At 70.2% G+C, this 25,386-nt stretch carries 25 protein-coding genes and 1 riboswitch; of the genes, 9 read left to right on the plus strand and 16 right to left on the minus strand.

The features are described from left to right. Positions 1 to 108: 108 nt before the first annotated feature. A complete protein-coding gene (locus tag ACFQ7F_RS09710) occupies positions 109 to 564 on the plus strand; it encodes a VOC family protein (protein WP_383268691.1) in 456 nt (151 codons plus the stop codon). Positions 565 to 583: 19 nt separating this feature from the next. On the opposite strand, the gene ACFQ7F_RS09715 is transcribed toward ACFQ7F_RS09710, so the two are convergent. Continuing rightward, positions 584 to 1,027 carry an Lrp/AsnC family transcriptional regulator gene (locus tag ACFQ7F_RS09715; RefSeq protein ID WP_383268694.1) on the minus strand — a complete coding sequence of 148 codons (444 nt, stop codon included), beginning with the start codon at positions 1,025 to 1,027 and terminating at the stop codon, positions 584 to 586. Between the two features lie 118 nt (positions 1,028 to 1,145). Here ACFQ7F_RS09715 and ACFQ7F_RS09720 point away from each other — a divergent pair, with 118 nt between their 5' ends. Further along, entirely contained in the window at positions 1,146 to 2,072 is a 927-nt protein-coding gene (locus ACFQ7F_RS09720) for an SMP-30/gluconolactonase/LRE family protein (protein WP_383268695.1), read from the plus strand. 22 nt (positions 2,073 to 2,094) lie between these two features. On the opposite strand, the gene ACFQ7F_RS09725 is transcribed toward ACFQ7F_RS09720, so the two are convergent. Continuing rightward, positions 2,095 to 4,584 (minus strand): MMPL family transporter, encoded by a 2,490-nt coding sequence (locus ACFQ7F_RS09725; RefSeq protein WP_383268824.1) that lies wholly within the window; start codon positions 4,582 to 4,584, stop codon positions 2,095 to 2,097. Between the two features lie 172 nt (positions 4,585 to 4,756). Here ACFQ7F_RS09725 and ACFQ7F_RS09730 point away from each other — a divergent pair, with 172 nt between their 5' ends. Together ACFQ7F_RS09730 and ACFQ7F_RS09735 are read left to right on the plus strand one after the other, a co-directional pair. After that, complete coding sequence (locus ACFQ7F_RS09730; protein WP_383268698.1) at positions 4,757 to 5,491, plus strand: response regulator transcription factor; 735 nt, start codon at positions 4,757 to 4,759, stop codon at positions 5,489 to 5,491. A 17-nt stretch (positions 5,492 to 5,508) separates the two neighbouring features. Next, positions 5,509 to 6,933, plus strand: a complete 1,425-nt coding sequence (locus ACFQ7F_RS09735) for an ATP-binding protein (RefSeq protein WP_383268701.1) — start codon at positions 5,509 to 5,511, stop codon at positions 6,931 to 6,933. 75 nt (positions 6,934 to 7,008) lie between these two features. Here the strand turns inward: ACFQ7F_RS09735 and ACFQ7F_RS09740 are convergent, their stop codons facing one another. The 3 genes from ACFQ7F_RS09740 to ACFQ7F_RS09750 form a co-directional block, all read right to left on the minus strand. Further along, entirely contained in the window at positions 7,009 to 7,404 is a 396-nt protein-coding gene (locus ACFQ7F_RS09740; RefSeq protein ID WP_383268703.1) for an ATP-binding protein, read from the minus strand. 147 nt (positions 7,405 to 7,551) lie between these two features. Next, positions 7,552 to 8,856: a metallophosphoesterase gene (locus ACFQ7F_RS09745; protein WP_383268706.1), complete on the minus strand. Its 1,305-nt coding sequence runs from the start codon at positions 8,854 to 8,856 to the stop codon at positions 7,552 to 7,554. Between the two features lie 43 nt (positions 8,857 to 8,899). Next, positions 8,900 to 9,142, minus strand: a complete 243-nt coding sequence (locus ACFQ7F_RS09750) for an SCO4848 family membrane protein (protein WP_383268708.1) — start codon at positions 9,140 to 9,142, stop codon at positions 8,900 to 8,902. A gap of 109 nt (positions 9,143 to 9,251) precedes the next feature. Between ACFQ7F_RS09750 and ACFQ7F_RS09755 the strand changes: the two genes are divergently transcribed. Continuing rightward, the gene (locus ACFQ7F_RS09755) at positions 9,252 to 10,511 is read left to right on the plus strand and encodes a D-alanyl-D-alanine carboxypeptidase family protein (RefSeq protein WP_383268711.1); all 1,260 of its coding nucleotides are present in this window, start codon (positions 9,252 to 9,254) and stop codon (positions 10,509 to 10,511) included. Here ACFQ7F_RS09755 and ACFQ7F_RS09760 read toward each other — a convergent pair. Genes ACFQ7F_RS09760 through ACFQ7F_RS09775 form a run of 4 tightly spaced genes read right to left on the minus strand, consistent with a single transcriptional unit; the run spans position 10,459 to position 13,334 of the window. After that, the gene (locus ACFQ7F_RS09760; RefSeq protein ID WP_383268714.1) at positions 10,459 to 11,427 is read right to left on the minus strand and encodes a YihY/virulence factor BrkB family protein; all 969 of its coding nucleotides are present in this window, start codon (positions 11,425 to 11,427) and stop codon (positions 10,459 to 10,461) included. The genes ACFQ7F_RS09755 and ACFQ7F_RS09760 overlap by 53 nt on opposite strands. Next, positions 11,415 to 11,840 (minus strand): GtrA family protein, encoded by a 426-nt coding sequence (locus ACFQ7F_RS09765; protein ID WP_383268826.1) that lies wholly within the window; start codon positions 11,838 to 11,840, stop codon positions 11,415 to 11,417. The genes ACFQ7F_RS09760 and ACFQ7F_RS09765 overlap by 13 nt, the downstream gene beginning before the upstream one ends. Before the next feature lie 26 nt (positions 11,841 to 11,866). Then, positions 11,867 to 12,820, minus strand: coding sequence for a decaprenyl-phosphate phosphoribosyltransferase (locus ACFQ7F_RS09770; RefSeq protein WP_383268717.1), 954 nt, complete (start codon positions 12,818 to 12,820; stop codon positions 11,867 to 11,869). Then, a complete protein-coding gene (locus tag ACFQ7F_RS09775; protein ID WP_383268719.1) occupies positions 12,813 to 13,334 on the minus strand; it encodes a phosphatase PAP2 family protein in 522 nt (173 codons plus the stop codon). The genes ACFQ7F_RS09770 and ACFQ7F_RS09775 overlap by 8 nt, the downstream gene beginning before the upstream one ends. A 166-nt stretch (positions 13,335 to 13,500) precedes the next feature. Between ACFQ7F_RS09775 and ACFQ7F_RS09780 the strand changes: the two genes are divergently transcribed. Together ACFQ7F_RS09780 and ACFQ7F_RS09785 are read left to right on the plus strand one after the other, a co-directional pair. Then, positions 13,501 to 14,892, plus strand: a complete 1,392-nt coding sequence (locus ACFQ7F_RS09780; protein WP_383268722.1) for an FAD-binding protein — start codon at positions 13,501 to 13,503, stop codon at positions 14,890 to 14,892. 20 nt (positions 14,893 to 14,912) lie between these two features. Continuing rightward, positions 14,913 to 15,668: a decaprenylphospho-beta-D-erythro-pentofuranosid-2-ulose 2-reductase gene (locus tag ACFQ7F_RS09785; protein ID WP_383268725.1), complete on the plus strand. Its 756-nt coding sequence runs from the start codon at positions 14,913 to 14,915 to the stop codon at positions 15,666 to 15,668. A 34-nt stretch (positions 15,669 to 15,702) separates the two neighbouring features. Here the strand turns inward: ACFQ7F_RS09785 and ACFQ7F_RS09790 are convergent, their stop codons facing one another. The 3 genes from ACFQ7F_RS09790 to glyA all read right to left on the minus strand — a co-directional run bounded on the left by ACFQ7F_RS09790 (position 15,703) and on the right by glyA (position 18,828). Further along, positions 15,703 to 16,290 carry a 2'-5' RNA ligase family protein gene (locus ACFQ7F_RS09790; RefSeq protein ID WP_383268728.1) on the minus strand — a complete coding sequence of 196 codons (588 nt, stop codon included), beginning with the start codon at positions 16,288 to 16,290 and terminating at the stop codon, positions 15,703 to 15,705. 87 nt (positions 16,291 to 16,377) lie between these two features. Next, on the minus strand, positions 16,378 to 17,391 hold the full coding sequence (gene trpS / locus ACFQ7F_RS09795) for a tryptophan--tRNA ligase (protein ID WP_383268731.1): 1,014 nt from the start codon (positions 17,389 to 17,391) through the stop codon (positions 16,378 to 16,380). Positions 17,392 to 17,532: 141 nt separating this feature from the next. Beyond that, on the minus strand, positions 17,533 to 18,828 hold the full coding sequence (glyA, locus tag ACFQ7F_RS09800; protein ID WP_383268733.1) for a serine hydroxymethyltransferase: 1,296 nt from the start codon (positions 18,826 to 18,828) through the stop codon (positions 17,533 to 17,535). A 40-nt stretch (positions 18,829 to 18,868) separates the two neighbouring features. Beyond that, a riboswitch (ZMP/ZTP riboswitch) is annotated at positions 18,869 to 18,959 on the minus strand. A gap of 111 nt (positions 18,960 to 19,070) precedes the next feature. On the opposite strand from glyA, the gene rocD reads away from it, so the two are divergent. After that, complete coding sequence (gene rocD / locus ACFQ7F_RS09805; RefSeq protein WP_383268736.1) at positions 19,071 to 20,273, plus strand: ornithine--oxo-acid transaminase; 1,203 nt, start codon at positions 19,071 to 19,073, stop codon at positions 20,271 to 20,273. A gap of 40 nt (positions 20,274 to 20,313) precedes the next feature. On the opposite strand, the gene ACFQ7F_RS09810 is transcribed toward rocD, so the two are convergent. The 3 genes from ACFQ7F_RS09810 to ACFQ7F_RS09820 all read right to left on the minus strand — a co-directional run bounded on the left by ACFQ7F_RS09810 (position 20,314) and on the right by ACFQ7F_RS09820 (position 22,858). Next, positions 20,314 to 21,099 carry an SAM-dependent methyltransferase gene (locus tag ACFQ7F_RS09810; RefSeq protein ID WP_383268739.1) on the minus strand — a complete coding sequence of 262 codons (786 nt, stop codon included), beginning with the start codon at positions 21,097 to 21,099 and terminating at the stop codon, positions 20,314 to 20,316. Between the two features lie 79 nt (positions 21,100 to 21,178). Next, positions 21,179 to 22,372, minus strand: a complete 1,194-nt coding sequence (locus ACFQ7F_RS09815) for a glutathionylspermidine synthase family protein (protein WP_383268741.1) — start codon at positions 22,370 to 22,372, stop codon at positions 21,179 to 21,181. 69 nt (positions 22,373 to 22,441) lie between these two features. Beyond that, complete coding sequence (locus ACFQ7F_RS09820; RefSeq protein WP_383268744.1) at positions 22,442 to 22,858, minus strand: hypothetical protein; 417 nt, start codon at positions 22,856 to 22,858, stop codon at positions 22,442 to 22,444. Between the two features lie 120 nt (positions 22,859 to 22,978). On the opposite strand from ACFQ7F_RS09820, the gene ACFQ7F_RS09825 reads away from it, so the two are divergent. Then, on the plus strand, positions 22,979 to 23,830 hold the full coding sequence (locus ACFQ7F_RS09825; protein WP_383268828.1) for a hypothetical protein: 852 nt from the start codon (positions 22,979 to 22,981) through the stop codon (positions 23,828 to 23,830). Between the two features lie 132 nt (positions 23,831 to 23,962). Here ACFQ7F_RS09825 and ACFQ7F_RS09830 read toward each other — a convergent pair whose 3' ends face one another. Continuing rightward, complete coding sequence (locus ACFQ7F_RS09830; protein ID WP_383268747.1) at positions 23,963 to 25,381, minus strand: PLP-dependent aminotransferase family protein; 1,419 nt, start codon at positions 25,379 to 25,381, stop codon at positions 23,963 to 23,965. Positions 25,382 to 25,386 lie beyond the last annotated feature (5 nt).

Raw genomic sequence — 25,386 nt, forward strand, 5'->3', positions numbered from 1 at the left:
CCGGCGGGTCCATCAACCACTGATCCAGCCGGGTGACGCCGAGGCCCATGCGGCCGTCAAACAGCGACAGTACGGTTGAAATCGGGCCAGCCAACTTACTCTGACGAAATGTCAGACAACCAGTCGGTCGGCCTGTCCGTTGAGCAGTCCGTTCGTCAATCCGTTGACCCGTCGACCGAGCTGCTCGGCTTCGACAACGTCCTCTTCCCCGTCGGGGACCTCGAAGAAGCCGTCAGCTTCTATGAGCGCGCCGGGTTCCCCGTGGCGCATCGGATCGACGAGATCGGGCTCGCGATCCTGAAGGTGGGCAAGGAGACGCCCGGAATCCTGCTGCGCGTGGAGGAGGGGGTCGAGCATCGGCCGTCCGCGTGGTTCGCGCCCCGGGTGTGGCTCGAAGTGGGGGACGCGCGGGCCGCCGGGCGGGCGCTTGAGGCCGCCGGGATCGAGGCGCTCGCACCGACCTCCTCCGTGGCCACCGGGTGGACCGTGGAGATCGCCGACCCGTGGGGGAACGTCGTGGGGTTCACCGACTACCGCAAGCGGCCTGAGCTGGCGCGGAGTTAGCCGTCGGCCACGGGGGGGATCAGGCGCCGCCCGGCGACACCGGCCTCTCGAAGAACGTCTCCAGTGACACCGTCGCCTGAGTACCGCTCACGCCCTCGATCGCGTACAGCCGCCGCAGCACGTCCTGGAGGCGCTCCGTCGTGGACGTGCGGACCTTGACCAGGACGCTCGCCGCGCCCGCGATGACGTGCGCCTCCTGGATCTCGGGGATCGCGGCGAAGTCCTCGGCCCGGTCCCCCATCCACGCCGTCGAGTCGACCATGACGAAGGCCAGCACGCCCTGGCCCACGGCTGCCGGGTCCACGTCGACCGTCGTGCGGCGGATCACCCCGCGTTCGCGCAGCTTGCGTACCCGCTCGTGGGTCGCGCCCGCCGAGAGGCCCACCGCCTTGCCCAGGTTCGCGTACGACTGGCCGGCGTCCTGTTGCAGCAGCGTCAGCAGTTCTCGGTCGGTGTCGTCCATCAGCTGTGCCGCTCCCGAGCTCCGTATGAGTAGTGAGACTGGTGTACACCATATCTTGTACTGCGTTATCGTCTGTGCGCCGAATGTGGTTCATTCACTGCCTCAGACAGGGGTCCCTATGTCTTCCCAGAAGTTCCCGACGTCGTACGAGATTCTGGACGAGCGTTTCCGCACCGGGCGGTGCGCCAACGGGGATTCCAAGCTGGAAGTCCTTTACGACGACTGCCGGTGGGCCGAAGGGCCGCTCTATGTGCCCGCCTGGCGGCAGCTCGTCTGGAGCGACATCCCCAATGACCGGCTGCTTCGCTGGGACGAGGCGACCGGCGCCGTCGGCGTCTTCCGTACGCCCGCCGGGTACGTCAACGGCAACACCCTCGACCGCGAAGGCCGGTTGATCTGCTGCGAGCAGGGCAACCGGCGCGTCACCCGCACCGAGCACGACGGCCGCGTCACCGTCCTCGCCGACCGCTTCGAGGGCAAGCGGTTCAACAGTCCGAACGACGCCGTGGTCCGCTCCGACGGGTCAGTCTGGTTTTCCGACCCTGACTTCGGGATCACCAGTGACTACGAAGGGTTCCGCGCGCCCGCCGAGATCGGTGCCTGCAACGTCTATCGGATCGACCCCGTGACCGGTGACGTGCGGATCGTCGCCGATGGCTTCGAGGGGCCGAACGGGCTCGTCTTCTCGCCCGACGAGCGCCAGTTGTACGTGTCCGACTCCCGCGCCGCCCAGATCCGCGCCTTTGACGTGCGTGAGGACGGGAGCCTCTCGGACGGGGTCGTCTTCGCCGAGTCCAAGGACTCCGGCTTCGACAACATTCGCTTCGACGACGGGGGGCGGCTGTGGGCCGCCGCCCTCGGGGACGGGGTGCATTGTTACGACCCCGACGGCACCCTCATCGGGCGCATCACCGTCCCCGAGGCCGTCGCCAACATCGCCTTCGGCGGGGCGAAGAACAACCGGCTCTTCATCGCGGCGACGACCTCGCTCTACTCGCTCGTGATGTCCGTGACGGGGCTGCCCCGAGTCCGTTCCACAGCCTGACCCGACGACGCCCCGCCCCGGATCAGTTCACCGCGTCCGCGTCCATCTCGCCGAGCGCCAGCTCCACGTCGTACACCAGCGGTTCGTTGGTCACCGCGATGTGCCGCGCGCGGGCCGCGTAGCCGGAGGCCGTGACGGCCAGCACGTACGCACCTGCCGACGGGGCCGCGACGATGTACGAACCGTCGGCCAGGGAGACGACGCGGTCATGGCGGCGGCCCCCCTTGGAGAGGAGGGTCAGGATCGCGCCGTCCACCGGTTCGCCCTCCGCGGTGCGGATGAAACCGTGCACTACGGAGGCGCCGCCTACGCCGTCGGACTCCGCCACGCGCGCGTGGGGGACGGTTTCCGGTGACGCGGCGGCCGTCCGCCCGGACTCCTGCGGCTCCACCGCCAAGTGCGGAAGGCGCTTCTCCAGGCCCGCGGGCAGCCACCAGTTGGAGCGGCCGAGCAGGTGCATGGCGGCGGGGACGAGGGCCGTGCGCAGGATGAACGCGTCCAGGGCGACCGCCGCCGCAAGGCCGATGCCCGCCATCGCGCCCTCCATGTCACCGCTCAGGACGAACGCGGAGAAGACGCAGATCATGATCAGGGCCGCGCAGTTGATGACCCTGCTCGTCTCGGCGAGACCCACCCTCACCGCGCGGGCGTTGTCCTTCGTGTGCACCCATTCCTCGTGCATGCGGCTCACCAGGAACACCTGGTAGTCCATCGAGAGCCCGAAGAGCAGCGACAGCATGATGACGGGCAGGAAGGCGGTGATCGGGCCCTCCTTGCCGATGCCGAGGATCTCCGTGCCCCAGCCCCACTGGAAGACCGCCACAAGCACGCCGAAGGACGCCGCCGCCGCGATCAGGTTCATCAGGGCCGCCGTCAGCGGCACCACGAGCGAGCGGAACGCGATAAGGAGCAGGAGGAAGCCGAGCGCGATGATCGCTCCTACGAAGTAGGGCAGTCGGTCGCCCGTCACCGCGGCGAAGTCCTTGAAGACAGCGGTGACACCGCCCACGTGGGCGTCGACCCCGGCTTCCGGAATCACCTCTCCCCGTAGACGGTCGATGAGTTGATCCGTCTGCTGGGATTGGGGGGACGTGGTCGGGACCACGTTGATGACCGAGATGCCGTCCGCGGGCGGGGCCGCCGCCACCCTCGCGACGCCCTCCGTCTCGCGGATGGTCGCCACCAGGCCGCCGGTGTCGGCGGTGTCGGCTCCTTCGGCCACTACTTGGAGCGGTCCGTTGAAGCCAGGACCGAAACCGTCGGCCAGCATGTCGTACGCCTGCCGGGTCGTCGTCGACTCCTGGTGGTTGCCCTGGTCGGTCGCACCGAGCCGCAGGGAGAGCAGCGGCAGCGCCAGGAAGGCCATCACCACGAAGGCGAGTGCCGCTATCGAACGCGGACGCTTCTGGACGTACGAGGACCAGCGCGCCGCGAGGCCGCTCGCCTCTGCGGGCTCCGGTCCCGTCGCGGCGAGGTGCCGCCGCTGCCTGCGGCTGAGCACCCGGGGGCCGAGCAGCCCGAGGAGCGAGGGCAGCAGGGTGATGGCCGCGAGGACGCTCAGGACGACCGTCAGGGACGCGGTGATGACCACGCCGTCCAGGAAGCGCATGTTCATCACCAGCATCCCGGCGAGCGCGATGCACACCGTGCCGCCCGCGAAGAGCACCGCGCGGCCCGAGGTGTTCAGGGCCTGCACCGCGGACTTCTCGGGCTCCATGCCGCGCAGGATGCCGCGCCGGTGCCGGGTGACGATGAAGAGCGCGTAGTCGATGCCGACGCCGAGGCCGATCAGCGAGCCGAGCAGCGGGGCCACTTCGGGGATGTCCGTGACGTGGCTGAGCAGCATCGTCGACAGCATGCCGAGGCCCACCCCGAAGACGGCGATGACGATCGGCAGGACCATCGCGAAGAGCGAGCCGAAGGCCAGGAAGAGGACGACGGCAGCCGCCGCGATGCCGACCATCTCGGAGGTGCCGGTGGGCGGCTCCTGGATGCGGGCGATCGCCTGGCCGCCGAGCTCGACCTGCAGGCCGGCCTTCTCTGCGTTCTGGGCGGTGTCCACGACGTCCTGGACGAGGCCCTTGGGGACCACGTTCGCCTGCTCCGTGAAGGTCACCTGGGCGTAGGCGATGCGCCCGTTCTCGCTGATCTGGGCCGCGCCCGCCGCCTTGGAGGCGTACGGGCCCGACACCTCGCCGACGCCCTTCATCCCGGCGATCTCCTTGAGCGCGGGCTCTATCCGGGAACGTACGTCCTGGTCACGGACCGAAGCTCCCTCGTCACTGGCCGAAGCTCCCGCCCCGACGCGCCAGACGACCGTGTCGGTGTCTCCGGAGCGCTCCGGGAAAGCCTTCGTCATCAGGTCGTTCGCGCGCGTGGAATCCGTGTCCGGCAGGGAGAACACATTCGAGTAGTCGGTGCCCGCCGATGTCCCCGCGGCCCCCAGACCGAACAAGGCCCCCGCCCACAGCACAAGGACCACCAGACGATGCCGATAGCACCAACGCGCCAATGCCTCCACAATCCACTCCTCCTCCGCGTCGCCAGGTCCCCCAGGTCCGTGCCTTCAGGGGCCTGAAGCATCGGCGGCGCCAGGCTCCAGCGGCGCGGCGCGGCCATGATTCTCAAGTAACTCCAAGGCACTGACCGAGACTTCGTACAACGGGCGCGCCGATACTGGGGCCATGAGCCACGCCGAAGGCCAACAGGGAACAGATGTCGGAGGGGTGAGCGGTTCGGGTGCCGGAGCCACCGTCCTCGTCGTCGAGGACGAGCCGAGCATCGCCGACGTCCTCGCCATCGCCCTGCGCTACCACCGCTTCGACGTCATGGTCGCGGGCACCGTGCGCGACGCCCTCGCGTTCAACGAGCGCACCCGGCCCGACGTGGCGCTCCTGGACGTGATGCTGCCGGACGGCGACGGCCGCGCCCTGGCCAGGGAGCTGCGCGGCCGGCGTCCCGACATGGCCCCGCTCTTCCTGACCGCGCGGGACGCGCCGTCGGAGGTCGTGGGCGCGCTCAGCTTCGGCGACGACTACATCACCAAGCCGTTCAACATCGACGAGGTCATCGCCCGCGTCGGCGCTGTCCTGCGCCGCACCAGGGCGGGCGACGTGCTCCCCCAGCGCCCGCCGCTGCGCTACGGCGACCTGGAGCTCGACGAGACGACGTACGTGGTGCGCCGCGCGGGCCGCACGGCGCAGCTCACGCCCACCGAGTACGCCCTGCTGCGTTTCCTGGTCCGCAACGGCGGCCGTGTGGTGCCCAAGGAGCAGCTCCTGCGCCATGTGTGGCAGTACGAACACCCGGCCGAGTCGACCGTCGTGGAGACCTACATCAGCTATCTGCGGCGCAAGCTGGCCGCGTTGGGCCCGCCGGTGATCACGACCCGGCGTGGTGTCGGATACGGCCTCGCGTGAGGCGTGCCCGTCGCGGTATGAGCTCGCTGCGGGCCAAGCTCACGTGGGTGAACGTGGCGCTGCTCGCCCTCGGTGTCGTCGTGGCGACCGGCGTGAGCGTCATGGGCATGCGCCACTATCTGCTCGACAGCGTGGACGCCGAGCTGACGCAGTCGCGCAGCTCGCTGCTGAGCACCGGGCTCACCATGAAGGACGTCGAGCGGCTCAGTGAACTGGGCATCGCGCTCGACAAGCTCTCGCCCGGCGGCAAGGAGCGCGCGAGTGCGCTGCCGCGCGGGGACACGGTGTTCGTGGCGGTGGACGAGCGCGGTGAGGCCGTCTCCATCGGATCGCTCGCCCCGACCCCGCTCCAGCGCACCCTGGCCGCGGCCGTCGACGACCCCGAAGCGGTCGCGGGCGAGTCCGAGCCGCAGGACGTCACCCTGGACGGCGACGCCCACCGCATGGTGGGCGCGAAGCTCACCGACGGCACGACGGTCCTGATGGCCGCGGATACGGAGAACGTGGAATCGGGCATCAAGAAGGCGCTCAAGCTCGACGCCGCCTTCGGAGTGGTCCTGTTGGGGCTGCTCGCCGTCCTGACGATGATCTCCGCCCACCACCGCCTCCGCCCCCTGGAGGACATGGTCGAGACCGCGTCCGCCATCGCCGAGGGCGACCTGACCCGGCGCGTGCCGTCGAGCCGCGCTCCGGCGACGGAGACCGAGCAGCTGCGCCTGGCCCTCAACTCCATGCTCCATCAGGTCGAGTCGGCCTTCGAGACCCGCGAGCGCAGCTCGGCACAGCTGCGCCGCTTCGTCGCCGACGCCTCGCACGAGCTGCGTACGCCCTTGTCGGCGATCCGCGGCTATCTCCAGCTGTACGACAAGGGGATGCTCCGCGATCCGGCGGAACGCACGCGCGCGTGGAGCCGCGTCATCGCCGAGACCGACCGGATGGGACGCCTCGTCGACGAGCTGCTCACCCTGGCCCGCCTGGACCAACAGCCGGAACTGCGCTTCAGGAACGTCGATCTGAGCCGCCTGGTACGGGACGCCGCCGACGACCTGCGGGTGCAGGAGCCGGAGCGCCCGCTCACGGTCCGCGCCGACGGGGCGGTCCTCATCCGCGCGGACGAGTCGGGGCTGCGCCAGGTGCTCGGCAATCTCCTTGGCAACGTACGCGTCCACACGCCCGCCGAAGCGCCCGTCACGCTGGGCGTGGAGCGGCAGGACGGGGTGGTGCGGCTGTGCGTCGCCGACCGGGGGCCCGGTCTTGCCCAGGAGGACGCGGCGCGCGTATTCGACCGGTTCTTTCGCGCGGGCGGGGGTGCGGGCAGCGGGCTCGGCATGGCGATCGTGCAGGGGGTCGTCGCGGCGCACGGCGGTGAGGTGGGGGTGGAAACGGCGCCGGGGGCGGGCTTCACGGTGACGGTCACATTGCCTGCGCAAACGGTTGGGTGAAGGTGCTGCGGGCATATGTGTAGACGCCCCCCGGGACGCGGTTCGGCCCCTGGTACGCGGTTCGGGGCATACAGTTCAAGCCCGTACCAACGCCCACACCGTCTTCCCGCTCCGTCCCCGCTGCCACACACCCCACGCCTCGGCGAGCGTGTCGAGCAGGCGCAGGCCTCGGCCGCTCTCCTCCAGAGGGCCCGAGTCCCGCATCTCCGGGCTGGTCGGCGACTCGTCGGAGACCTCGATGAAGCAGTCGCCGTCGGAGAGCACCGTGATCGCCACCTCGAACTCCCGTTCCTGGACGCGGCCGTGGCAGACGGCGTTCGTCACCAGCTCAGAGACGAGGAGCACGGTGTCGTCCTGCGCGGTGCTCTCCTCCTTGTGCCCCCAGGCGGCGAGATGATCACGTACACGGCCCCGGGCGAGCGAGACGGACGCCGGGTGCGGTGGCAGCCGGAAAGCCTGACGTCTCAACACCGTTCCCCCTTTGGCGCACCAAAGCGCCAATAACCGCACACAGTTCCGACACTTAATGCTGCGCAGAGGAAGCGCTTGGTGTCACACCGTCACCGTGCGGCCCGACAGTATCCAGCCAGGTCCGTACCGCATCGAACCATTGCGCGATTACGCCTGGCGCGATGCCAGTTCGACGACCGTGACGTCGGACGGCGCCCCGACCCGCACCGGCGGCCCCCACGCCCCGGCGCCACGCGTCACGTACAGCTGTGTGTCGCCGTACCGCTCAAGGCCCGCGAGCGTCGGGTTGGCCAGGTCGGCGATGAAATTGCCTGGCCACAGCTGTCCGCCGTGGGTGTGCCCGGAGAGCTGGAGGTCGACGCCGTGCTTGACGGCGTCATGGATGACGACCGGCTGGTGGGCCAGAAGGACGGAGGTCCGCGAGCGGTCCCTGTCGCCCAGCGCCTTACCGAAGTCCGGCCCGTGCCCCTCGCTCTCGCCCGCCACGTCGTCCACGCCCGCGAGGTCGAAGCCGGGCAGTTCGGTGCGCGCGTTCTCCAGGGGACGCAGGCCCAGTTCGCGTACGTGATCGATCCATTGCGCGGCTCCCGAGAAGTACTCGTGGTTGCCGGTCACGAAATACGTTCCGTGCCGCGCGCGGAGCTGTGCGAGCGGCGCGGCGGCGGGCCCGAGGTCTTCGACGCTGCCGTCGACCAGGTCGCCGACGACCGCGATGAGGTCGGGCTGTGTGCCGTTGATCGTGTCGACCACACGCTGGGTGAAGCCTCGTCCGAGAATCGGCCCCAGGTGGATGTCGCTGACCACGGCGATCCTGAACCCGTGCGCCCCGCGCGGCAGCTTGGCGAGCGGCACGGTGACGCGCTTGACCCGGGGGCCGCGCAGGACGCCGTACGTGCCGTGGCCGACCGTTCCGACGGCGACGGCCGCGGCGGTCCCGCCGACGATCCGGGAGACGAAGAGGCGGCGCGAGGGGGTGGCCGGTTCTGCGCGCTCTTCCGCGCGAGCGGGGGCCTCCTCCGCGGACTTTCCGGACTCCACTGGCTCTGAGAGCACTACGGGCTCTACGGGCTCCACGGGCTCCACGGGCTCCACGGAGAGAGCTTCCGCCGAACCGGCGTCCTCCGTAGGGGTGAGTTTTGAACGACGCCTCAAGAAGAAGGGCCGTACGAGCTCCCCGACAAGAAGCGCGAGCACGAGGTAGATCGACAGCGCCATCCACATGAAGCCCGGCCAGGCAAGCACCTTCTGCAGCCAGAACGGCGCCCCGGCCCGCTCACCGGCGACCCCCGCGAACATCAGCAGCGGCCCCGCCACGAAGACCACGGCGCCCGCGCGCCGGACGAACCCGGGCCGCGCCGTCGTGTCCCGCACCAGGCGACGCCACATGTACCACTGCATCCCGGCGAGAACCGCGAACGCGGCGAGACCGGCCAGCACGAACAGGATGACCACGGAGCTAGCCCCTCAACAGTGACCGATCAGCGATGACGTACGGCTATGACGTACGGCGCAGAGCACGCACCCCACGGAACCCGATGGTCCCTACCACCGTCCCCAAGACAAAGGAGGCGACGGCGAGCGTCAGGTGGACCCAGAAGTACGCGGTCGGGTCGCCTGCGTCATCGAAGGCGAGCCCGCTGCCGTCCTTCCACAGGTTCTTGACGAAAGTGATCCAGATGAACCAGCTCCACACACCGAAGGCGAGCAGGAACCAGGAGACCGGGCGGCTGAGCTTCATACGTTCAGTATCGCGAGGCTCCGTTCCGCGACGCCGCCGGGGTGGGGAGCCCGACACACAGCCCACCTCGGCGGCGACTTCCACAGCGGCGCCCTGTACGTTCTCGTCCGTGCCTGCCGTAAAAAAGACCGCCTTGTTGGTCACTTCCGCCGCATTGCTGACCATGTCGACCGCAGCTCCCGCATTGGCGGACGGCAAGCCGGGAGAAGAGAAGAAACCCAAGCCACCCGCCTCGATGTCGACCGTCGGCGGTGCCAAGCTCGGCGAGCCCGGCACCCAGGTGAGCCTGAAAGCGGGCGCCCCCGTACTGCCCAAGGACCTGTCGGCGCGCTCATGGCTCGTCTCCGACGCAGAGACGGGCGAGGTGCTCGCCTCGCACAACTCGCACTGGCGGCTGCCTCCGGCGAGCACCCTGAAGATGCTCTTCGCGGACACGGTCCTGCCGAAGTTCCCCAAGTCGCAGAAGCACAAGGTCGAGCTCTCCGACCTGGCGGGCATCGGCGCGGGCAGCAGCATGGTCGGCGTCAAGGAGAACGAGACGTACTCGGTCCACGACCTGTGGCTCGGCGTCTTCCTGCGGTCGGGCAATGACGCGGTGCACGTCCTTTCGGCGATGAACGGCGGCGTCCCGCAGACCGTCAAGGACATGCAGTCGCACGCCGAGGAGCTGCAGGCCCTCGACACGAACGTGGTCAGCCCCGACGGCTACGACGAGAAGAAGCAGGTCTCCTCCGCGTACGACCTGACGCTGTTCGCCCGCTCCGGGCTGCAGAAGAAGGACTTCCGCGAGTACTGCTCGACGGCCACCGCCCAGTTCCCCGGCGAGACCAAGAAGGTCACGAAGGGCAAGGACAAGGGCAAGAAGAAGCGCGAGTCCTTCGCGATCCAGAACACCAACCGGCTCCTCACGGGGGACCTCGGTCTCGACCCCTACAAGGGCATCGCGGGCGTCAAGAACGGCAGCACCACGAACGCGGGCAACACCTTCACCGGTGTCGCCGAGCGCAACGGCAAGGTGCTGCTCGTCACCGTCATGAACCCCGACTCCGGTGAGCAGCACGCGGTCTACAAGGAGACCGAGCGCCTGCTCGACTGGGGCTTCAAGGCCTCGGGCAAGGTCGAGCCCGTGGGCGAACTGGTCGCCCCGAAGGGTGCGGGTACGGGCAGCGGCAAGGGGGCTCCCGGCGCCGGGAAGAGCGATTCGAGCGGGGCCAAGAACGTGGCGCACGCCTCCGACAAGGACTCGGGCGGTGTCGGTATCGCGCTCGGCGTCGCGGGCGGCGTCCTTGCGCTCATCGCCGCCGGCTGGTTCGTGATCAGCCGCCGGATGCCGCTGCCGGACCTGGTGCGGCGGAAGAGCCGCCGCTGACGTCCTCGGCCTCCTCCTCTCGCTGCTCCTCCTGTCGCTGCTCTTCCTGTCCGTCTTCTTCTGTACGTTCCTGCTTCCGCGTCGCCGTCCAGGCGGCGCAGAACAGCAGGAGCTTTGCCGTGAAGTTGATCCACAGGAGGAGCGCGACGGGCACTCCGAAGGCGCCGTACATGCTCTTCGACGCGACGCCCTTCATATAGCCGCCGAGCAGCAGCTTGAGCAGCTCGAACCCTGCCGCGCCGATCAGTCCCGCGGTGATCAGGTGGCGGCGCGGCGGCTGGACGTCCGGCAGCAGCGTCAGGATGTAGAGCAGCAGCAGGAAGTCCGCGAAGACGGCGATGGCGAACGCGATCGCCTGAAGGAGCACTCCGCCCCAGCCGCCCTCGGAGACCCCGATGAGGTCGGCGCTCCAGCCGACGGCGGTCGATGCGAGGGTCGAAGCGGCGACGGACGCGAGGCCCGCGCCACCGAGTCCGAAGAGCACCCCGGCGTCCTTGATCTTGCGCATGACGGGGTTCTCTTCGATGTCCTCCAGCTCCCAGACGGCCCGCAGGCACTCCCGCATCGAACCGACCCAGCCGATACCGGTGAAGAGCAGCAGAGCGCCCGCGACAAGGCCGATGGTGCCCGCGTTGGCGACCAGGGCATCGAGGTTCAGCTGATCGGAGATGCCGGGGACCTGCTGGGAGATGGTGTCCTCGAGCTTGTTCTGCTGGCTCTTGGAGAGCGTCGCCGCGGCGATCGCGGCGGCGACGGTGATCAGCGGGAAGAGCGCCAGGAAGCTGATGAACGTCATCGCGGCCGCAAGGCGGGCCCAGTGCACACTGTCGAGCCGCTCGTACGCGCTCCACGCGTGCGTCCGCATCAGACGCTCCACCAGGGGTCCGATGCCGGGGAGCTTTTTCAGCCAGTCCATGTTGCCTCCCTGCCCACAGAACGGAAGACCAAGGTCCGGGTACCCCAGAAACGCAGAACAGTGGCGAGCGCCATACCGACTCCCGCACCGGAGACAGTGTCCGCGCGCTGTGAGGTGAGGCCTAGGCCATAGTGAGACACCGCGATGCAGAGCAACTGCACCAGGGCGCCCGCGATGTTGACGGCGAAGAAGATCACGTACTGGCGCAGGCGCGAGACGTCCGTCCCCTCGCGTCGCCGGTAGGTGCCGAGCGCGTTGCCCGCGTACGCGACCGAACAACCGGCCACGAAGGAGAGCGCCTTCGCGGTCAGCGGGTCGAGACCGACGGGCCCGCGCAGCCAGATGAAGAGGCCGAGGTCGACGGCGTACGCGCAGATCCCGGCGGCGGCGAAGCCGAGCAGTTCGGGGCCCATGGCCCGAAGGCGCTCCCTGAGGGGGCTCACAAGTCGGCCACCGCAAGGGCGTACATCGCGATCCACACCAGGCCGATGACGGCGAGCGCACGGTCGCGCAGGACGACGTCCTCGGGCTCGCCCGCCGTGCCCCGGTCGGCGAAGACGGCGTACCGCAGGACCGCGAGCACGAAGGCGGCCATCGACAGCTGCCGCCAGGGCAGCGAGCCGCCGTCGGCGGTACCACCGCTCTCCATGGCCCATAGGCAGTACGCGAGGACGGCGACCCCGGCGGCGAGTTGCCAGACGAAGCGGAGGTAGCCGGTGGTGTATTCGGTGAGCAACGCGCGCGTGGCGCCCAGCTTCTCGGAGCTCCCGGACATCTGGACGGCTTCGGAGTAGCGCTTGGCGGAGACCATGAAGAGCGCGCCGAAGCCCGTGGTGATCAGGAACCAGCGCGAGAGCGGGATGCCCAGGGCCACTCCCCCGATCATCGCGCGCATCAGGAAGCCCGTGGTGACGACGGCGAGATCGACGACGAGGATGTGCTTGAGGCTGACGCAGTAGGCCAGTTGCATCACTACGTAGGCGGAGATGAGACCCGCCGTCAGGGGCGTGCAGAACGCGGCGGCGGCCACGGGCGCCAGCACGGCGAGCAGCCCGCCGACCGCGTAGGCGACCGCCACCGGCACCTGCCCTGCGGCGACCGGCCTGCGGCACTTGGTGGGGTGGGCGCGGTCGGCATCGGCGTCGCGCGCGTCGTTGATGAGGTAGACGGCGGACGCGGCTGCGGTGAACAGTGCGAACACCAGAGGGAGTTGGGTCAGCGAGTGGCGCGAGAAGAGCTCGCCCGCGGCGGCGGGGGCCGCGACGACCAGGACGTTCTTCACCCACTGGCGGGGGCGCGCGGTCTTCAGGAGTCCGAGCGGCAGGGCGAGGGTGCCCGGCCCTGACGGCCGTGGCGGCTGGGGGCGTTCGAGCAGGGCGGTGCGGTCAGCCATGCTTGCGGCTCCCGTTCATCCAGGCGGAGCCCATGCGCGCGGTGAGGGCGCCGAGGGCCGCGCCGGCTGCCACGTCACTCGGGTAGTGGACGCCGACGACCATCCGCGAGACGCACATCGCGGCGGCGAGCGGCGGCACGATACGGGCTCCGGCGGGGCTCAGCGCGCCGTACGCGACGGTGGCCGCTGCGGCCGAAGTGGCGTGCGAGCTGGGGAAGGAGTGCCGCCCCGCGGTCCTGACGAGGGGCTCCGCTCCCGTGTCGCCGCCGGGGCGCGGGCGCCGTACGACCCGCTTGACGCCCATGCTCGCCAGGTGCGCCGCCGCGGTCAGTGCCGCGGCGCGCAGCCACGCGCCGCGCCGCTCACGGTCGACCGCGGCGCCCGCGAGCCCCGCGCAGAGCCAGAGGGCGCCGTGCTCGCCGGTCCAGGACAGGGCCCGTGCGGCGGCGGCCACGCGCGTGTCGGAGCCGCAGTCGCGCAGGGCCGACAGCAGCCGGTGGTCCAGGTCGTGCATGTGGCCTCCTTCTCCGGTGACTTCAAGGACCTGACCTCCCGACTCTTCTAGGCAAGCTCTCAATATTTACGGCAATATACGACGACACTCCATCAATCACCCATTTCGGTGAGAGCTGGGATGAATATGGGCAAACTATCCCTGCTCGGGCGATACGGTCACGCCTATGCCTGCCGACTCCGCTCCGCCCGCCGACTCCGCGACCGCGACGACGTCCGAGGCCGTGTCCGTGTCGGGGTGGGGGCGCACCGCCCCCTCCACCGCCCGCCTGATCCGCCCCCGTTCACCCGAGGAGGCCGTGGCCGCCCTCCAGGCCTGCGGGGAGCGCGGCGGCATCGCCAGGGGCCTTGGACGGGCATACGGGGACGCCGCACAGAACGCGGGCGGCGCGGTCCTCGACATGACCGGCATGGACCGCATCCACGCCATCGACGCGGACGCGGGCACCGTCCTGTGCGACGCCGGGGTCTCCCTGCACCACCTGATGGAGGTCCTGCTCCCGCTCGGCTGGTTCGTGCCGGTCACGCCCGGGACCCGCTATGTGACCGTGGGCGGCGCGATCGGCGCGGACATCCACGGCAAGAACCACCACGGATCCGGGTCGTTCTCGCGCCACGTGATGGCCGTGGAACTGCTCACCGCCGACGGCGCGGTGCAGGCGGTCGAGCGCGGCACCGCCCTGTTCGACGCGACGGCGGGCGGCATGGGCCTGACCGGCGTGATCCTCGCCGCGACGCTACGACTGCAGCCGGTCGAGACGTCGTTGATGACGGTGGACACGGAGCGCGCCACCGACCTGGACGACCTGATGGCCCGCCTCACCGCCACCGACCACCGCTACCGCTACTCGGTCGCGTGGATCGACCTCCTCGCGCGCGGTGTGTCCATGGGGCGTTCGGTGCTCACGCGCGGCGATCACGCTCCCCTGGACGCCCTTCCACCACGCGCGCGCAGAGCCCCGCTGACGTTCCGCCCCGGCCAGCTGCCTGCCGCCCCGCGCTTCCTGCCCGAAGGGCTGCTCGGCCGGAAGTCGGTGGGCCTCTTCAATGAGCTCTGGTACCGCAAGGCACCCCGCCTGAGGGTGGGCGAGCTCCAGAAGATGTCGACGTTCTTCCACCCTCTGGACGGCGTCCCGCACTGGAACCGCGTGTACGGCCGCGGCGGCTTCGTGCAGTACCAATTCGTCGTCGGGTACGGCAAGGAGGAGTCCCTGCGGCGCATCGTGCGGCGCATCTCCGATCGCGGCTGCCCGTCCTTCCTCGCCGTACTGAAGCGCTTCGGCGACGGTGATCCGGGCTGGCTCTCCTTCCCGATGCCCGGCTGGACCCTCGCCCTGGACATCCCGGCGAACCTGCCGGGCCTCGGCGCCTTCCTCGACGAGCTCGACGAGGAGGTCGCATCGTCCGACGGCCGCGTCTACCTGGCCAAGGACTCGCGCCTGCGGCCCGAGATGCTCGCCGCGATGTATCCGCGGCTCGACGATTTCCGCGCCCTGCGGGCGGACCTCGACCCGCGCGGCGTGTTCCGCTCGGACCTCTCGCGCCGCCTCGCCCTCTAGCACCTCAAGGAGTTGGCCCCATGAAGGACGCCTTCGGCACCCCCCAGTCCCTGCTCGTACTCGGCGGCACCTCCGAGATCGGCCTCGCCACCGCACGCCGTCTGGTCGCGCGGCGCACCCGCACGGTGTGGCTCGCCGGGCGTCCTTCCCCGGGCCTGGAGAAGGCCGCGGCGGGCCTGCGCGACCTGGGGGCGGACGTCCGCACCGTCGCCTTCGACGCGCTCGACTCCGAGTCCCACGAGGCCACGCTCGGCAAGATCTTCGCCGAGGGCGACATCGACATGGTCCTGCTGGCCTTCGGCATCCTCGGCGACCAGGCACGCGACGAGGACGAGCCGCTCTCCGCGGTGCGGGTCGCGCAGACGAACTACACCGGCGCGGTCTCCGCGGGCCTGGTGTGCGCGCGGTCGCTGCAGGCCCAGGGGCACGGCTCCCTGGTGGTGCTCTCGTCGGTCGCGGGCGAGCGGGCCCGGCGCTCGAACTTCATCTACGGGTCCAGCAAGGCGGGCCTCGACGCCTTCGCCCAGGGCCTGGGCGACGCACTGCACGGCACGGGGGTGCACGTGATGGTCGTCCGCCCCGGCTTCGTACGCTCCAAGATGACGGCGGGCCTGGAGGAGGCCCCGATGGCGACCACTCCGGAGGCGGTCGCGCTGGCCATCGAGACGGGCCTGCGTCGGCGCTCGGAGACGGTGTGGGTGCCCGGCGCGCTGCGGGTGGTCATGTCGGCGCTGCGTCACGTGCCGCGGACGGTGTTCCGGCGGCTTCCGGTGTGAGGCCCCGCGGGCTCTACGGGGTCGGCGCCCCGGATCAGCGGGCGGGCAGCGAGCTGTGCGCGGCCGGGGCCGTGGCCTGCGGAGGTACCACCGGGCCGCCGCCACCGAAGGCGAACTCGCGCAGCTTGCGCCACACTCCGTCGGCGCCCTGCTCGTAGAGCGCGAAGCCGGTGCAGGGCCACTCGGCGGTGTACTCCGAAAGCTCCGCGTACGCCCGGTCCATGGCTTCTTCGGAGATGCTGTGCGCCACCGTGACATGCGGGTGGTACGGGAACTGCAGCTCGCGCGCCATGGGCCCCGACGCGTCCCGCACCCGCTCCTGGAGCCAGCCGCAGGCCGCGCCGCCCGACATCACCTGGACGAAGACGACGGGCGACAGCGGACGGAACGTGCCCGTCCCGGAGAGCCGCATCGGGAAGGGTCGCCCGGCAGCGGCGACGGCCCCCAGGTGCGCCTCAACCGCGGGCAGCGCGGTTGCGTCCACCTCAGTGGGCGGCAGCAGCGTGACGTGGGTGGGGATGCCGTGCGCCGCGGGGTCCCCGAAGCCCGCGCGCCGCTCCTGGAGCAGGCTGCCGTGAGGCTCCGGGACCGCGATCGACACACCGATCGTTACGGTCCCCACGTCGTACTCCTGTCGGTCGGATGGCGGGCATCGGATGGCGGGCAGAGGGCGCTGCTGTGCCTGGTGTGGTGCAGGGGGCGGTGTGGCTCAGTGCTTGGCGGGCAGGAGGCCCACCTTGTCGTACGCCTGGGCAAGTGTCTCCGCGGCGACGGCGCGCGCCTTCTCCGCACCCTTGGCCAGGATCGAGTCGAGCGTCTCCGGGTCGTCCAGGTAGGCCTGGGTGCGGTCCCGGAAGGGAGTCACGAAGTCGACCATGACCTCGGCGAGGTCCGTCTTCAGCGCACCGTAGCCCTTGCCGGCGTACTTCTGCTCCAGTTCCGGGATTCCGGCCCCGGTGAGCGTGGAGTAGATGCCGAGGAGGTTGCTGACACCCGGCTTCTCCGCTGTGTCGTAGCGCACGACCGTGTCGGTGTCGGTGACCGCGCTCTTGACCTTCTTGGCGGTGGCCTTGGGCTCGTCGAGGAGGTTGATCAGGCCCTTGGGGGTGGACGCCGACTTGCTCATCTTGATCGACGGGTCCTGGAGATCGAAGATCTTCGCCGTCTCCTTGAGGATGTACGCCGCCGGAACGGTGAACGTCTCGCCGAAGCGGCCGTTGAACCGCTCCGCGAGGTCGCGGGTCAGCTCGATGTGCTGGCGCTGGTCCTCGCCGACCGGGACCTGATTGGCCTGGTAGAGCAGGATGTCCGCGACCTGCAGGACCGGGTATGTGAAGAGGCCCACGGAGGCGCGGTCCGCACCCTGCTTGGCCGCCTTGTCCTTGAACTGCGTCATGCGCGACGCCTCACCGAAGCCTGTGAGGCAGTTCATGACCCAGCCGAGCTGGGCGTGCTCGGGAACGTGGCTCTGGACGAAGAGCGTGCAGCGCTCCGGGTCGAGCCCCGCGGCCAGGAGCTGGGCGGCTGCGAGCCGGGTGTTGGCCCGCAGGTCGGCCGGGTCCTGCGGAATCGTGATCGCGTGCAGGTCCACCACCATGTAGAACGCGTCGTGGGACTCCTGCAGCGCCACCCACTGGCGGACCGCGCCAAGGTAGTTGCCGAGGTGGAACGAGCCTGCGGTGGGCTGAATTCCGGAGAGCACGCGAGGACGATCAGTGGCCATAGGGCTCATTCTCTCAGGTGTCTCTCATTGCTCGGAAACAGTCGTGTGACGGGTGTGCCGCGATCTTGTGATCCGACGTCTCGATCCGGCCGTCTCGAATGACTCGATCCGGCCGTCACGAATGAGACGAGGAACACAGGGTCAGTGCGTCGGCAGGCCCGGAGCCGGATGGGCGGCCATCAGGTCGGCGACCTCGGACCGGATCTTCGTCAGGGCGTCCTCGTCACCGGCACGGGCCGCGGCGACGCCTCGGTCGATCCAGTCGGCGACGGTCGGCATGTGCTGTGTTCCGAGGCCGCGGGAGGTGAGCGAAGGGGTGCCGATACGGACGCCGGAGGGGTCGAACGGCTTCCTCGGGTCGTACGGCACGGTGTTGTGGTTGACGACGATCCCGGCCCGGTCCAGAGCCTTGGCGGCGATCTTGCCCGGGACGTCCTTGGGCGTGAGGTCCATCAGGATCAGGTGGTTGTCGGTACCGCCGGAGACCAATTCGAAGCCCCGGGCGAGCAGGGCTTCGGCGAGGGCCCTGGCATTGGCGACGACCGCGTGGGCGTAGTCCCGGAAGGAAGGCTGCGACGCCTCGTGCAGGGCGACGGCGATGGCCGCGGTGGTCTGGTTGTGCGGGCCGCCCTGCAGACCGGGGAAGACCGCCTTGTCGATGGCCTTGGCGTGTTCCTCGCGGGACATCAGCATCGCGCCGCGCGGGCCGCGCAGGGTCTTGTGGGTAGTCGTGGAGATCACGTCGGCGTGCGGCACCGGTGAGGGGTGGGCGCCGCCCGCGATCAGTCCCGCGATGTGCGCGATGTCGGCGACGAGGACGGCCCCCGCCTCGTGGGCGATCTCGGCGAAGGCCGCGAAGTCGATGGTGCGGGGCAGGGCGGTGCCACCGCAGAAGATCAGCTTCGGGCGCTCCTTGAGGGCGAGGTCGCGCACCTCGTCGAAGTCGATGAGGCCCGTGTCGTGGCGGACGCCGTACTGGACGCCGCGGAACCACTTGCCCGTGGCGGAGACGCCCCAGCCGTGGGTGAGGTGGCCGCCCATGGGCAGTGCCATGCCCATCACGGTGTCGCCGGGCTCGGCGAAGGCGAGGTAGGCGGCGAGGTTGGCCGGGGAGCCGGAGTAGGGCTGCACGTTGGCGTGCTCGACGCCGAAGACGGACTTGGCGCGGGCGACGGCCAGGCGTTCTACGGGGTCGATGTTCTGCTGGCCCTCGTAGTAGCGGCGGCCGGGGTAGCCCTCGCTGTACTTGTTCTGCAGGACCGTGCCGGAGGCTTCGAGGACGGCGGTGGAGACGTAGTTCTCGCTGGGGATCAGGCGCAGGGTGTCGGCCTGAAGCTGTTCCTCGGCAGCGACGAGGGCGGCAAGTTCGGGGTCCTCGGCGGCGAGCGCGGGGTGACTGAGGGTGTTCGGGGTGCTTGATGGAGCGGCGTGAGTCATGGCGTCCTCCGGGGCGAGCGGTCAGTGTCCGGTCGTGGTCCCGGGGTGCCCAGGCGGTCGGCACCTCGAAGGTGTTGCCTCGCACGGCTTCCCCGGGGTCCGTTCCCCGTGCGCCAGTCGCCGTGCTGTAGCGGCCAGCCTAGCGGGCACGCCGCCACGGCAGGTTTCTTCGTCCGCGATCCGAGCGACGATAGAAACTGGGCGCCACACCCGCCCCCCGCCGCAGGACGAACGGAGACCCCGTGTCGACTACCGAAGAGTTCATCACCTCGGCCGAAGCTCACAGCGCGCACAACTACCACCCGCTGCCCATTGTGGTCGCCTCTGCCGACGGCGCCTGGATGACGGACATCGAGGGGCGCCGCTACCTCGACATGCTCGCCGGGTACTCGGCCCTGAACTTCGGTCACGGCAATCGCCGCCTGATCGACGCGGCCAAGGAGCAGCTGGAGCGGGTCACCCTCACCTCCCGGGCCTTCCACCACGACCGGTTCGCCGAATTCTGTACGCGGCTCGCGGAGCTGTGCGGCAAGGAGATGGTGCTGCCGATGAACACCGGGGCCGAGGCGGTGGAGACGGCCGTGAAGACCGCCAGGAAGTGGGGGTACCAGGTCAAGGGTGTGCCCGACGGGCGGGCGAAGATCGTTGTCGCGCGCGACAACTTCCATGGGCGCACCACGACCATCGTCAGCTTCTCGACGGACGCCGAGGCGCGGGCGGACTTCGGTCCGTACACGCCGGGTTTCGAGATCGTGCCGTACGGCGACCTGACGGCGATGCGGGCCGCTGTCACGGAGAACACCGTGGCCGTGCTCCTTGAGCCGATCCAGGGCGAGGCGGGGGTTCTGGTTCCGCCGGCCGGATATCTCGCGGGTGTACGGGAGTTGACGCGGGAGCGGAACGTCCTCTTCATGGCGGACGAGATCCAGTCGGGGCTCGGCAGGACGGGCAGGACGTTCGCGTGCGAGCACGAGGGCGTGGTGCCGGACGTGTACATCCTGGGCAAGGCGCTCGGCGGGGGTGTCGTGCCGGTGTCCGCGGTGGTGGCGGACGCGGATGTCCTCGGGGTGTTCAAGCCGGGTGAGCACGGCTCGACGTTCGGCGGCAATCCGCTGGCGTGCGCGGTGGCCCTTGAGGTCGTCGCCATGCTGAGCTCGGGCGAGTTCCAGCAGCGGGCCACCGAGCTCGGCGAGCATCTGCACGCCGAGCTGGGGCTGCTCGCCGGCACGGGTGCGGTGACGCAGGTGCGGGGCCGCGGGCTGTGGGCGGGCGTCGACATCGAGCCGTCGCACGGCACGGGCCGCGAGATCTCCGAGAAGCTGATGGGCCGGGGTGTCCTCGTGAAGGACACCCACGGCTCGACGATCCGGATCGCTCCGCCGCTGGTGATCAGCAAGGAGGATCTGGACTGGGGGCTTGATCAGCTGCGGGCCGTGCTCGCCTAGCTCTCCGGGGCGCTGGTGGCCCAGCTCTGCGGGCTCGGCCTCAGCGCTTGACGCCGACCCCGCCGAACATGGCCACGTCCTCGACGCCCGCCGCTGTCTCCGTACGCCAGCGGTTGCACGACACCACACCGGGTTCGAGCAGGTCCAGGCCCTCGAAGAAGCCGACGACCTGCTCAGGGGTGCGCTGTGTGAGCTTGGGCGTGCCGTTCTCGTTCCAGAACGCCACCGCCGCGTCCACGTCGGGCATCTCCGGGCTGGTGATCGTGTGCGAGAGGACCAGGTGGCTGCCGGCCGGCAGCGCGTCGAGCAGGCGGCGCACGATGCCGTACGCCTCGGAGTCGTCCTCGATGAAGATGACGACTCCGAGCAGGATCAGCGCCACCGGCCGGTCGAAGTCCAGGGTCTTGGCGGCGTGTTCGAGGATCGCGTCCACATTGCGCAGATCCTCGTCGAGGTAGTCGGTCCTGCCCTCGGGGGTGCTGGTGAGCAGGGCGCGCGCGTGGGTGAGGACCAACGGGTCGTTGTCCACGTACACGACGCGGGACTCGGGGGCGATCCGCTGGGCGACCTCGTGGGTGTTGTCGGCGGTCGGCAGGCCGGTGCCGATGTCGAGGAACTGCCGGATGCCGCACTCGGTCACGAGATGGCTCACGGCGCGCCCGAGGAACTGCCGGTCGGCGAGCGCGTACGCGCCGATACCGGGGTGCAGCGTGCGGATCTGGTCCCCGGCGGCCTGGTCGACGGGGTAGTTGTCCTTGCCGCCGAGCCAGTAGTTCCAGATCCGGGCCGTGTGAGGCTGCGTGGTGTTGATCCTGCTGTCGGCCATGTTCGCTCCGCCTCCGAGTGCGTCATCTCGATCAACCGGCAGCGTACTAGGGGCGTTTGAGCCAGGACCCACCTGTATCTCAGAGGATCACGTGCGGGAGGAACCTCGCGTACTCGTCCGTGATCAGGCCGGCCGACTCCCGGATGCCGAGCCCCGCAGCCTCGTCCTCGACGACCCACGCCCCGAGCACCACGCGGTTGCCGTCGAAGTCGGGCAGCGGCGCCAACTCCTGGTAGCAGCAAGCCTCTTCCCGTACGGGGATCGCGGCGTCGCCCGGTGGATGGATCGTGACTCCGGCGCCTTCGCGGCCGAGGAGGGGCTTGGCGACGTAGCCCCGCCCGGAAGCCAGCTCACGCGGGCCGTCCAGGTAGGCGGGGAGGAGATTGGGGTGGCCGGGATAGAGCTCCCAAAGGACCGCGAGCAGCGCCTTGTTGGAGAGGAGCATCTTCCATGCGGGCTCGATCCACAGGGTGGAGCCCGTGCCGCCGCCGTTGTCGAGGGTCTCAAGGACGTGCGGGGCGAAGCGGTCGGTCGTCAGCCACTCCCACGGGTAGAGCTTGAAGCAGCTGCGGATGAAGCCGAGCTTCTTGTCGACGAAGCGCCGCGAGAGCCGGTCCCAGCCGATGTCCTCCATGGAGATCGCCTCGGTGTCGAGCCCGGCCTGCTGGGCGGTCTCGCGCAGATACGCGACCGTCATCAGATCCTCACCGAGCTCGTCGCCCGCCGAGTGCGCGAAGTACAGCGGGCCGCCGGGCGGGAGCAGCGACGCCTGCTTCTTCCAGGCGTCGACGAGGCGTTCGTGGAGAGAGTTCCACTGGTCGGCGCCCGGAAAGCACTCCTCCATCCAGAACCACTGGGGACTTGCGGCCTCGACCAGGGAAGTGGGGGTGTCGGCGTTGTACTCCAGCATCTTGGCCGGGCTGCCGCTCGTGCCGTCGTAGTGGAGGTCGAATCGCCCGTAGAGGGAGGGCAGTTCGGCACGGCGGTGCCAGGCCTCGGTGACCGCGTCGGCCACTCGGGGATCCGTGATGCCGAGGTCGGCTAGGCGGTCGTGTTTGACGATGTGCTCGGCTGCCGCCAGGCACATCGCGTGCAGCTCCTCCACGACCTCTTCGAGGGCTTCTACCTCGGGCAGCGAGAAGACGTAGCAGGCGGACTCGTCCCAGTAGGGGCGGAGCGAATCGTCGGGGTAGCGGGTGAGGGGGTAGATGAGCCCCTGGTCCTCGACGGTCTGCTGCCAGCCGGGGCGGGGGGTGAGGGTGCGGCGTTCCATGGTTCCGGTCTCGGTCTCGGCTCTCGGGGCTCGGCTCTCGGCTCTCGGCTCTCGGGGCTCGTGTCCCCCTCAGCCGCCGCCGCTGCCCGAGCAGCCGAAACCGTCGCGGTCCACGGCCTCGCTGCGGCTGAAGGTGCCGTAGTCGGCGTAACGGCCGTCGACGTCGCTGTCGTAGTACCAGTCGGCGTCCATGCGGCCGGACTTGCCGGTGCCAGTGCCCGTCCCGTAGGAGCTGCCGCCCTTGCCCTTCGATGAGGACGTACCGCTCTTGCAGTTCTTGTCGCCGACGATTTTGTAACCGGTGAGGGAGTCGTAGCTGTCGCGGTCCACGCACCGCTTGTCCGGTTCCGAGCCGCACGAGGTCAGGGCCGCCGCGAGGACGCCCATTCCGCCGAGCACGACCGTGCTGGACCGCAGCCTGCGCCGCGGCCTCTTCTGCCTTTGTTCTTGCTTCTGTTCTTGCTTCTGTTCTTGCTCCGCTGCCATTTGCTCTGCCTCTCCCCCGTTGTCGTACGTGATCGGCGCTCAGCGTAGGGAGGCGCGCATGGCCATGCCAAACGGCCCAAGCGAATCCCTTTCCTCTACAGTCACTTCGTGTCTCTTGGGATGATTTGCGCTCTCGGTTCAGCGGTCTGCTTCGGTACGGCCTCCGTCTTCCAGGCCGTCGCCGCCCGCGCCACGGCGCCGGGAACGGGGTCCGGGGTCGATCCCGCGCTGCTGCTGCGCGCGGTGAAACAGTGGCGGTACGTCGTGGGGCTCGCGCTCGACGGGCTCGGGTTCCTGCTGCAGATCGTGGCGTTGCGTTCCATCCCGATCTACGCCGTCGGGGCGGCGCTCGCCGCGAGCCTCGCCGTCACGGCGGTGGTGGCCTCGCGACTGCTGCGGGTGCGGCTGAGCGGGGTGGAGTGGGCAGCCGTAGGGGTGGTGTGCGCGGGGCTCGCGATGCTGGGGCTCGCGTCGGGGGACGAGGGCGAGGGCGTCGGGTCGACGACTCTGCGGTACGTGATGTTGGGCGTGGCGGTGGGGGTGCTGCTGCTCGGTGCGGTGGCAGGGCGCTTGCCCGGGCGAGGGCGGGCGCTGGCTCTGGGGCTCGGGGCGGGGCTCGGATTCGGGGTGGTGGAGGTGGCTGTGCGGCTGATCGACGATGTCTCGCCGGGGGCGTTGGTGAGGAACCCGGCCTGTTATGCGTTGCTGGTGGGCGGGGGCGCGGCGTTTCTGTTGCTCACCTCCGCGTTGCAGCGGGGGTCGGTGACGACCGCTACCGCGGGGATGGTGATCGGGGAGACGATCGGGCCCGCGGTGGTGGGGGTGGTGTGGCTGGGGGATCGGACTCGGGGCGGGTTGGAGTGGCTGGCCGTGCTGGGGTTCGTGGTGGCTGTGGTGGGGGCGTTGGCGTTGGCGCGGTTCGGTGAGGCGCCGGCTCCTGCGGAGGGCGTGCCGGTGGAGGGGGCTCGGTAGGGCTGTCCCTGCGGGGCTCTCCCCAATCCCGCCCCTTCCCGGCTGCATCTATTGGCGGCTTCGCCGCGCAGGGGCTCCGCCCCAGACCCCGGACAAGATGTCCTCAAACGCCGGACGGGCTGAGATTTAGCCCTACGGCAGCACCCTGCACAACGCATCCAACGCCCCCGCCCACGCATGATCCGGCGGCGTCCCGTATCCCACCACCAGCGCGTCGCGGCCCGGGAGTTGCGCGGCCGGGTGGCGGAAGGCGGACAGGCCCTGTACCCCGAGGCGTTGCCAGCTCGCCGCCTGTACCACCGACCGTTCGGTTCCCTGCGGCAGTTCGAGCACCGCGTGCAGGCCCGCGGCGATCCCCGTGGCCCGTACCTCCGGCGCCCGTGCCGCCAAAGCGGCGACCAACTGGTCCCGGCGGCGGCGGTAGCGCAGGCGGGCGCCCCGCACATGGCGGTCGTACGCACCCGACGTGATGAACTCCGCGAGCGTCAGCTGGTCAAGCGCCCCGCAGGCCCACTCCGCTCCCCCCTTCGCCTCGATGACCTCGGCGGCGATCGGCGCCGGAAGGACCATCCAGCCGAGCCGGAGACCGGGGGCGAGGGACTTGCTCGCCGTGCCGAGGTAGACCACGCGGTCGGGGTCGAGGCCCTGGAGCGCGCCCACCGGCTGCCTGTCGTAGCGGAACTCCCCGTCGTAGTCGTCCTCCAGGATCAGCCCGCCCTCGCGCCGCGCCCAGTCGACGGCGGCCGCACGCCGGTCGGGGTGCAGCGGATCCCCCATCGGGAACTGATGCGCGGGCGTCAGGAGCACGGCCTTCGCCGAGCCGGAACCCGATCCCGGCCCCAAGTCGGCCGTGGATGTGCCCAGTTCGTCGAAAGGCAGCGGCCTCGTCCGCAGCCCCGCCCGCTTCAGCAGATTCCAGTGCACGTCGAGGCCGTACGACTCGACCGCCACCTCCCGCAGACCACGCGCCCGCAGCACACCGCCGAGGAGCATCAGGCCCTGCGCGAACCCGGCGCAGACGACGATGCGGTCCGGGTCCGTGTGCACGCCGCGTGCGCGGGCGAGGTAGTCGGCGAGGGCGGTGCGCAGCTCGATCCGGCCGCGCGGGTCGCCGTAGCCGAGCGCGTCGTTCGGGGCGGCGGCCATCGCCCGGCGGGCGGCCTTGAGCCAGGCTGCGCGCGGGAAGGAGGCGAGGTCGGGGGTGCCCGGCTTCAGGTCGTACGTCGGACCGCCGACAGCCCTGCGGCGCGGTGCGGGTTCGACGGGGCGCGGCACGGCACGTTCGGCCACCCGGGTGCCCGAGCCCTGGCGGGCGGTGAGCCAGCCCTCGGCGACGAGGTCCGCGTACGCGTCGGCGACGGTGTTGCGGGCGATGCCCAGGTCGACGGCGAGGGAGCGGGACGAGGGGAGGCGGGTGCCGGGGGCGAGCCTGCCGCCGCGCACGGCCTCGCGCAGGGCGTCCGTGAGCCCCTTGCGCACGCCGGAGCGCGTCGCGTCGCCGGACGTCTCCAGGTGGAGGTCGACGCCCAAAGTGGCCCAAGAATCTTCCATAGGAA

The sequence above is a fragment of the Streptomyces sp. NPDC056486 genome (genome assembly GCF_042795295.1).
In the GTDB taxonomy this organism is placed as follows: domain Bacteria; phylum Actinomycetota; class Actinomycetes; order Streptomycetales; family Streptomycetaceae; genus Streptomyces.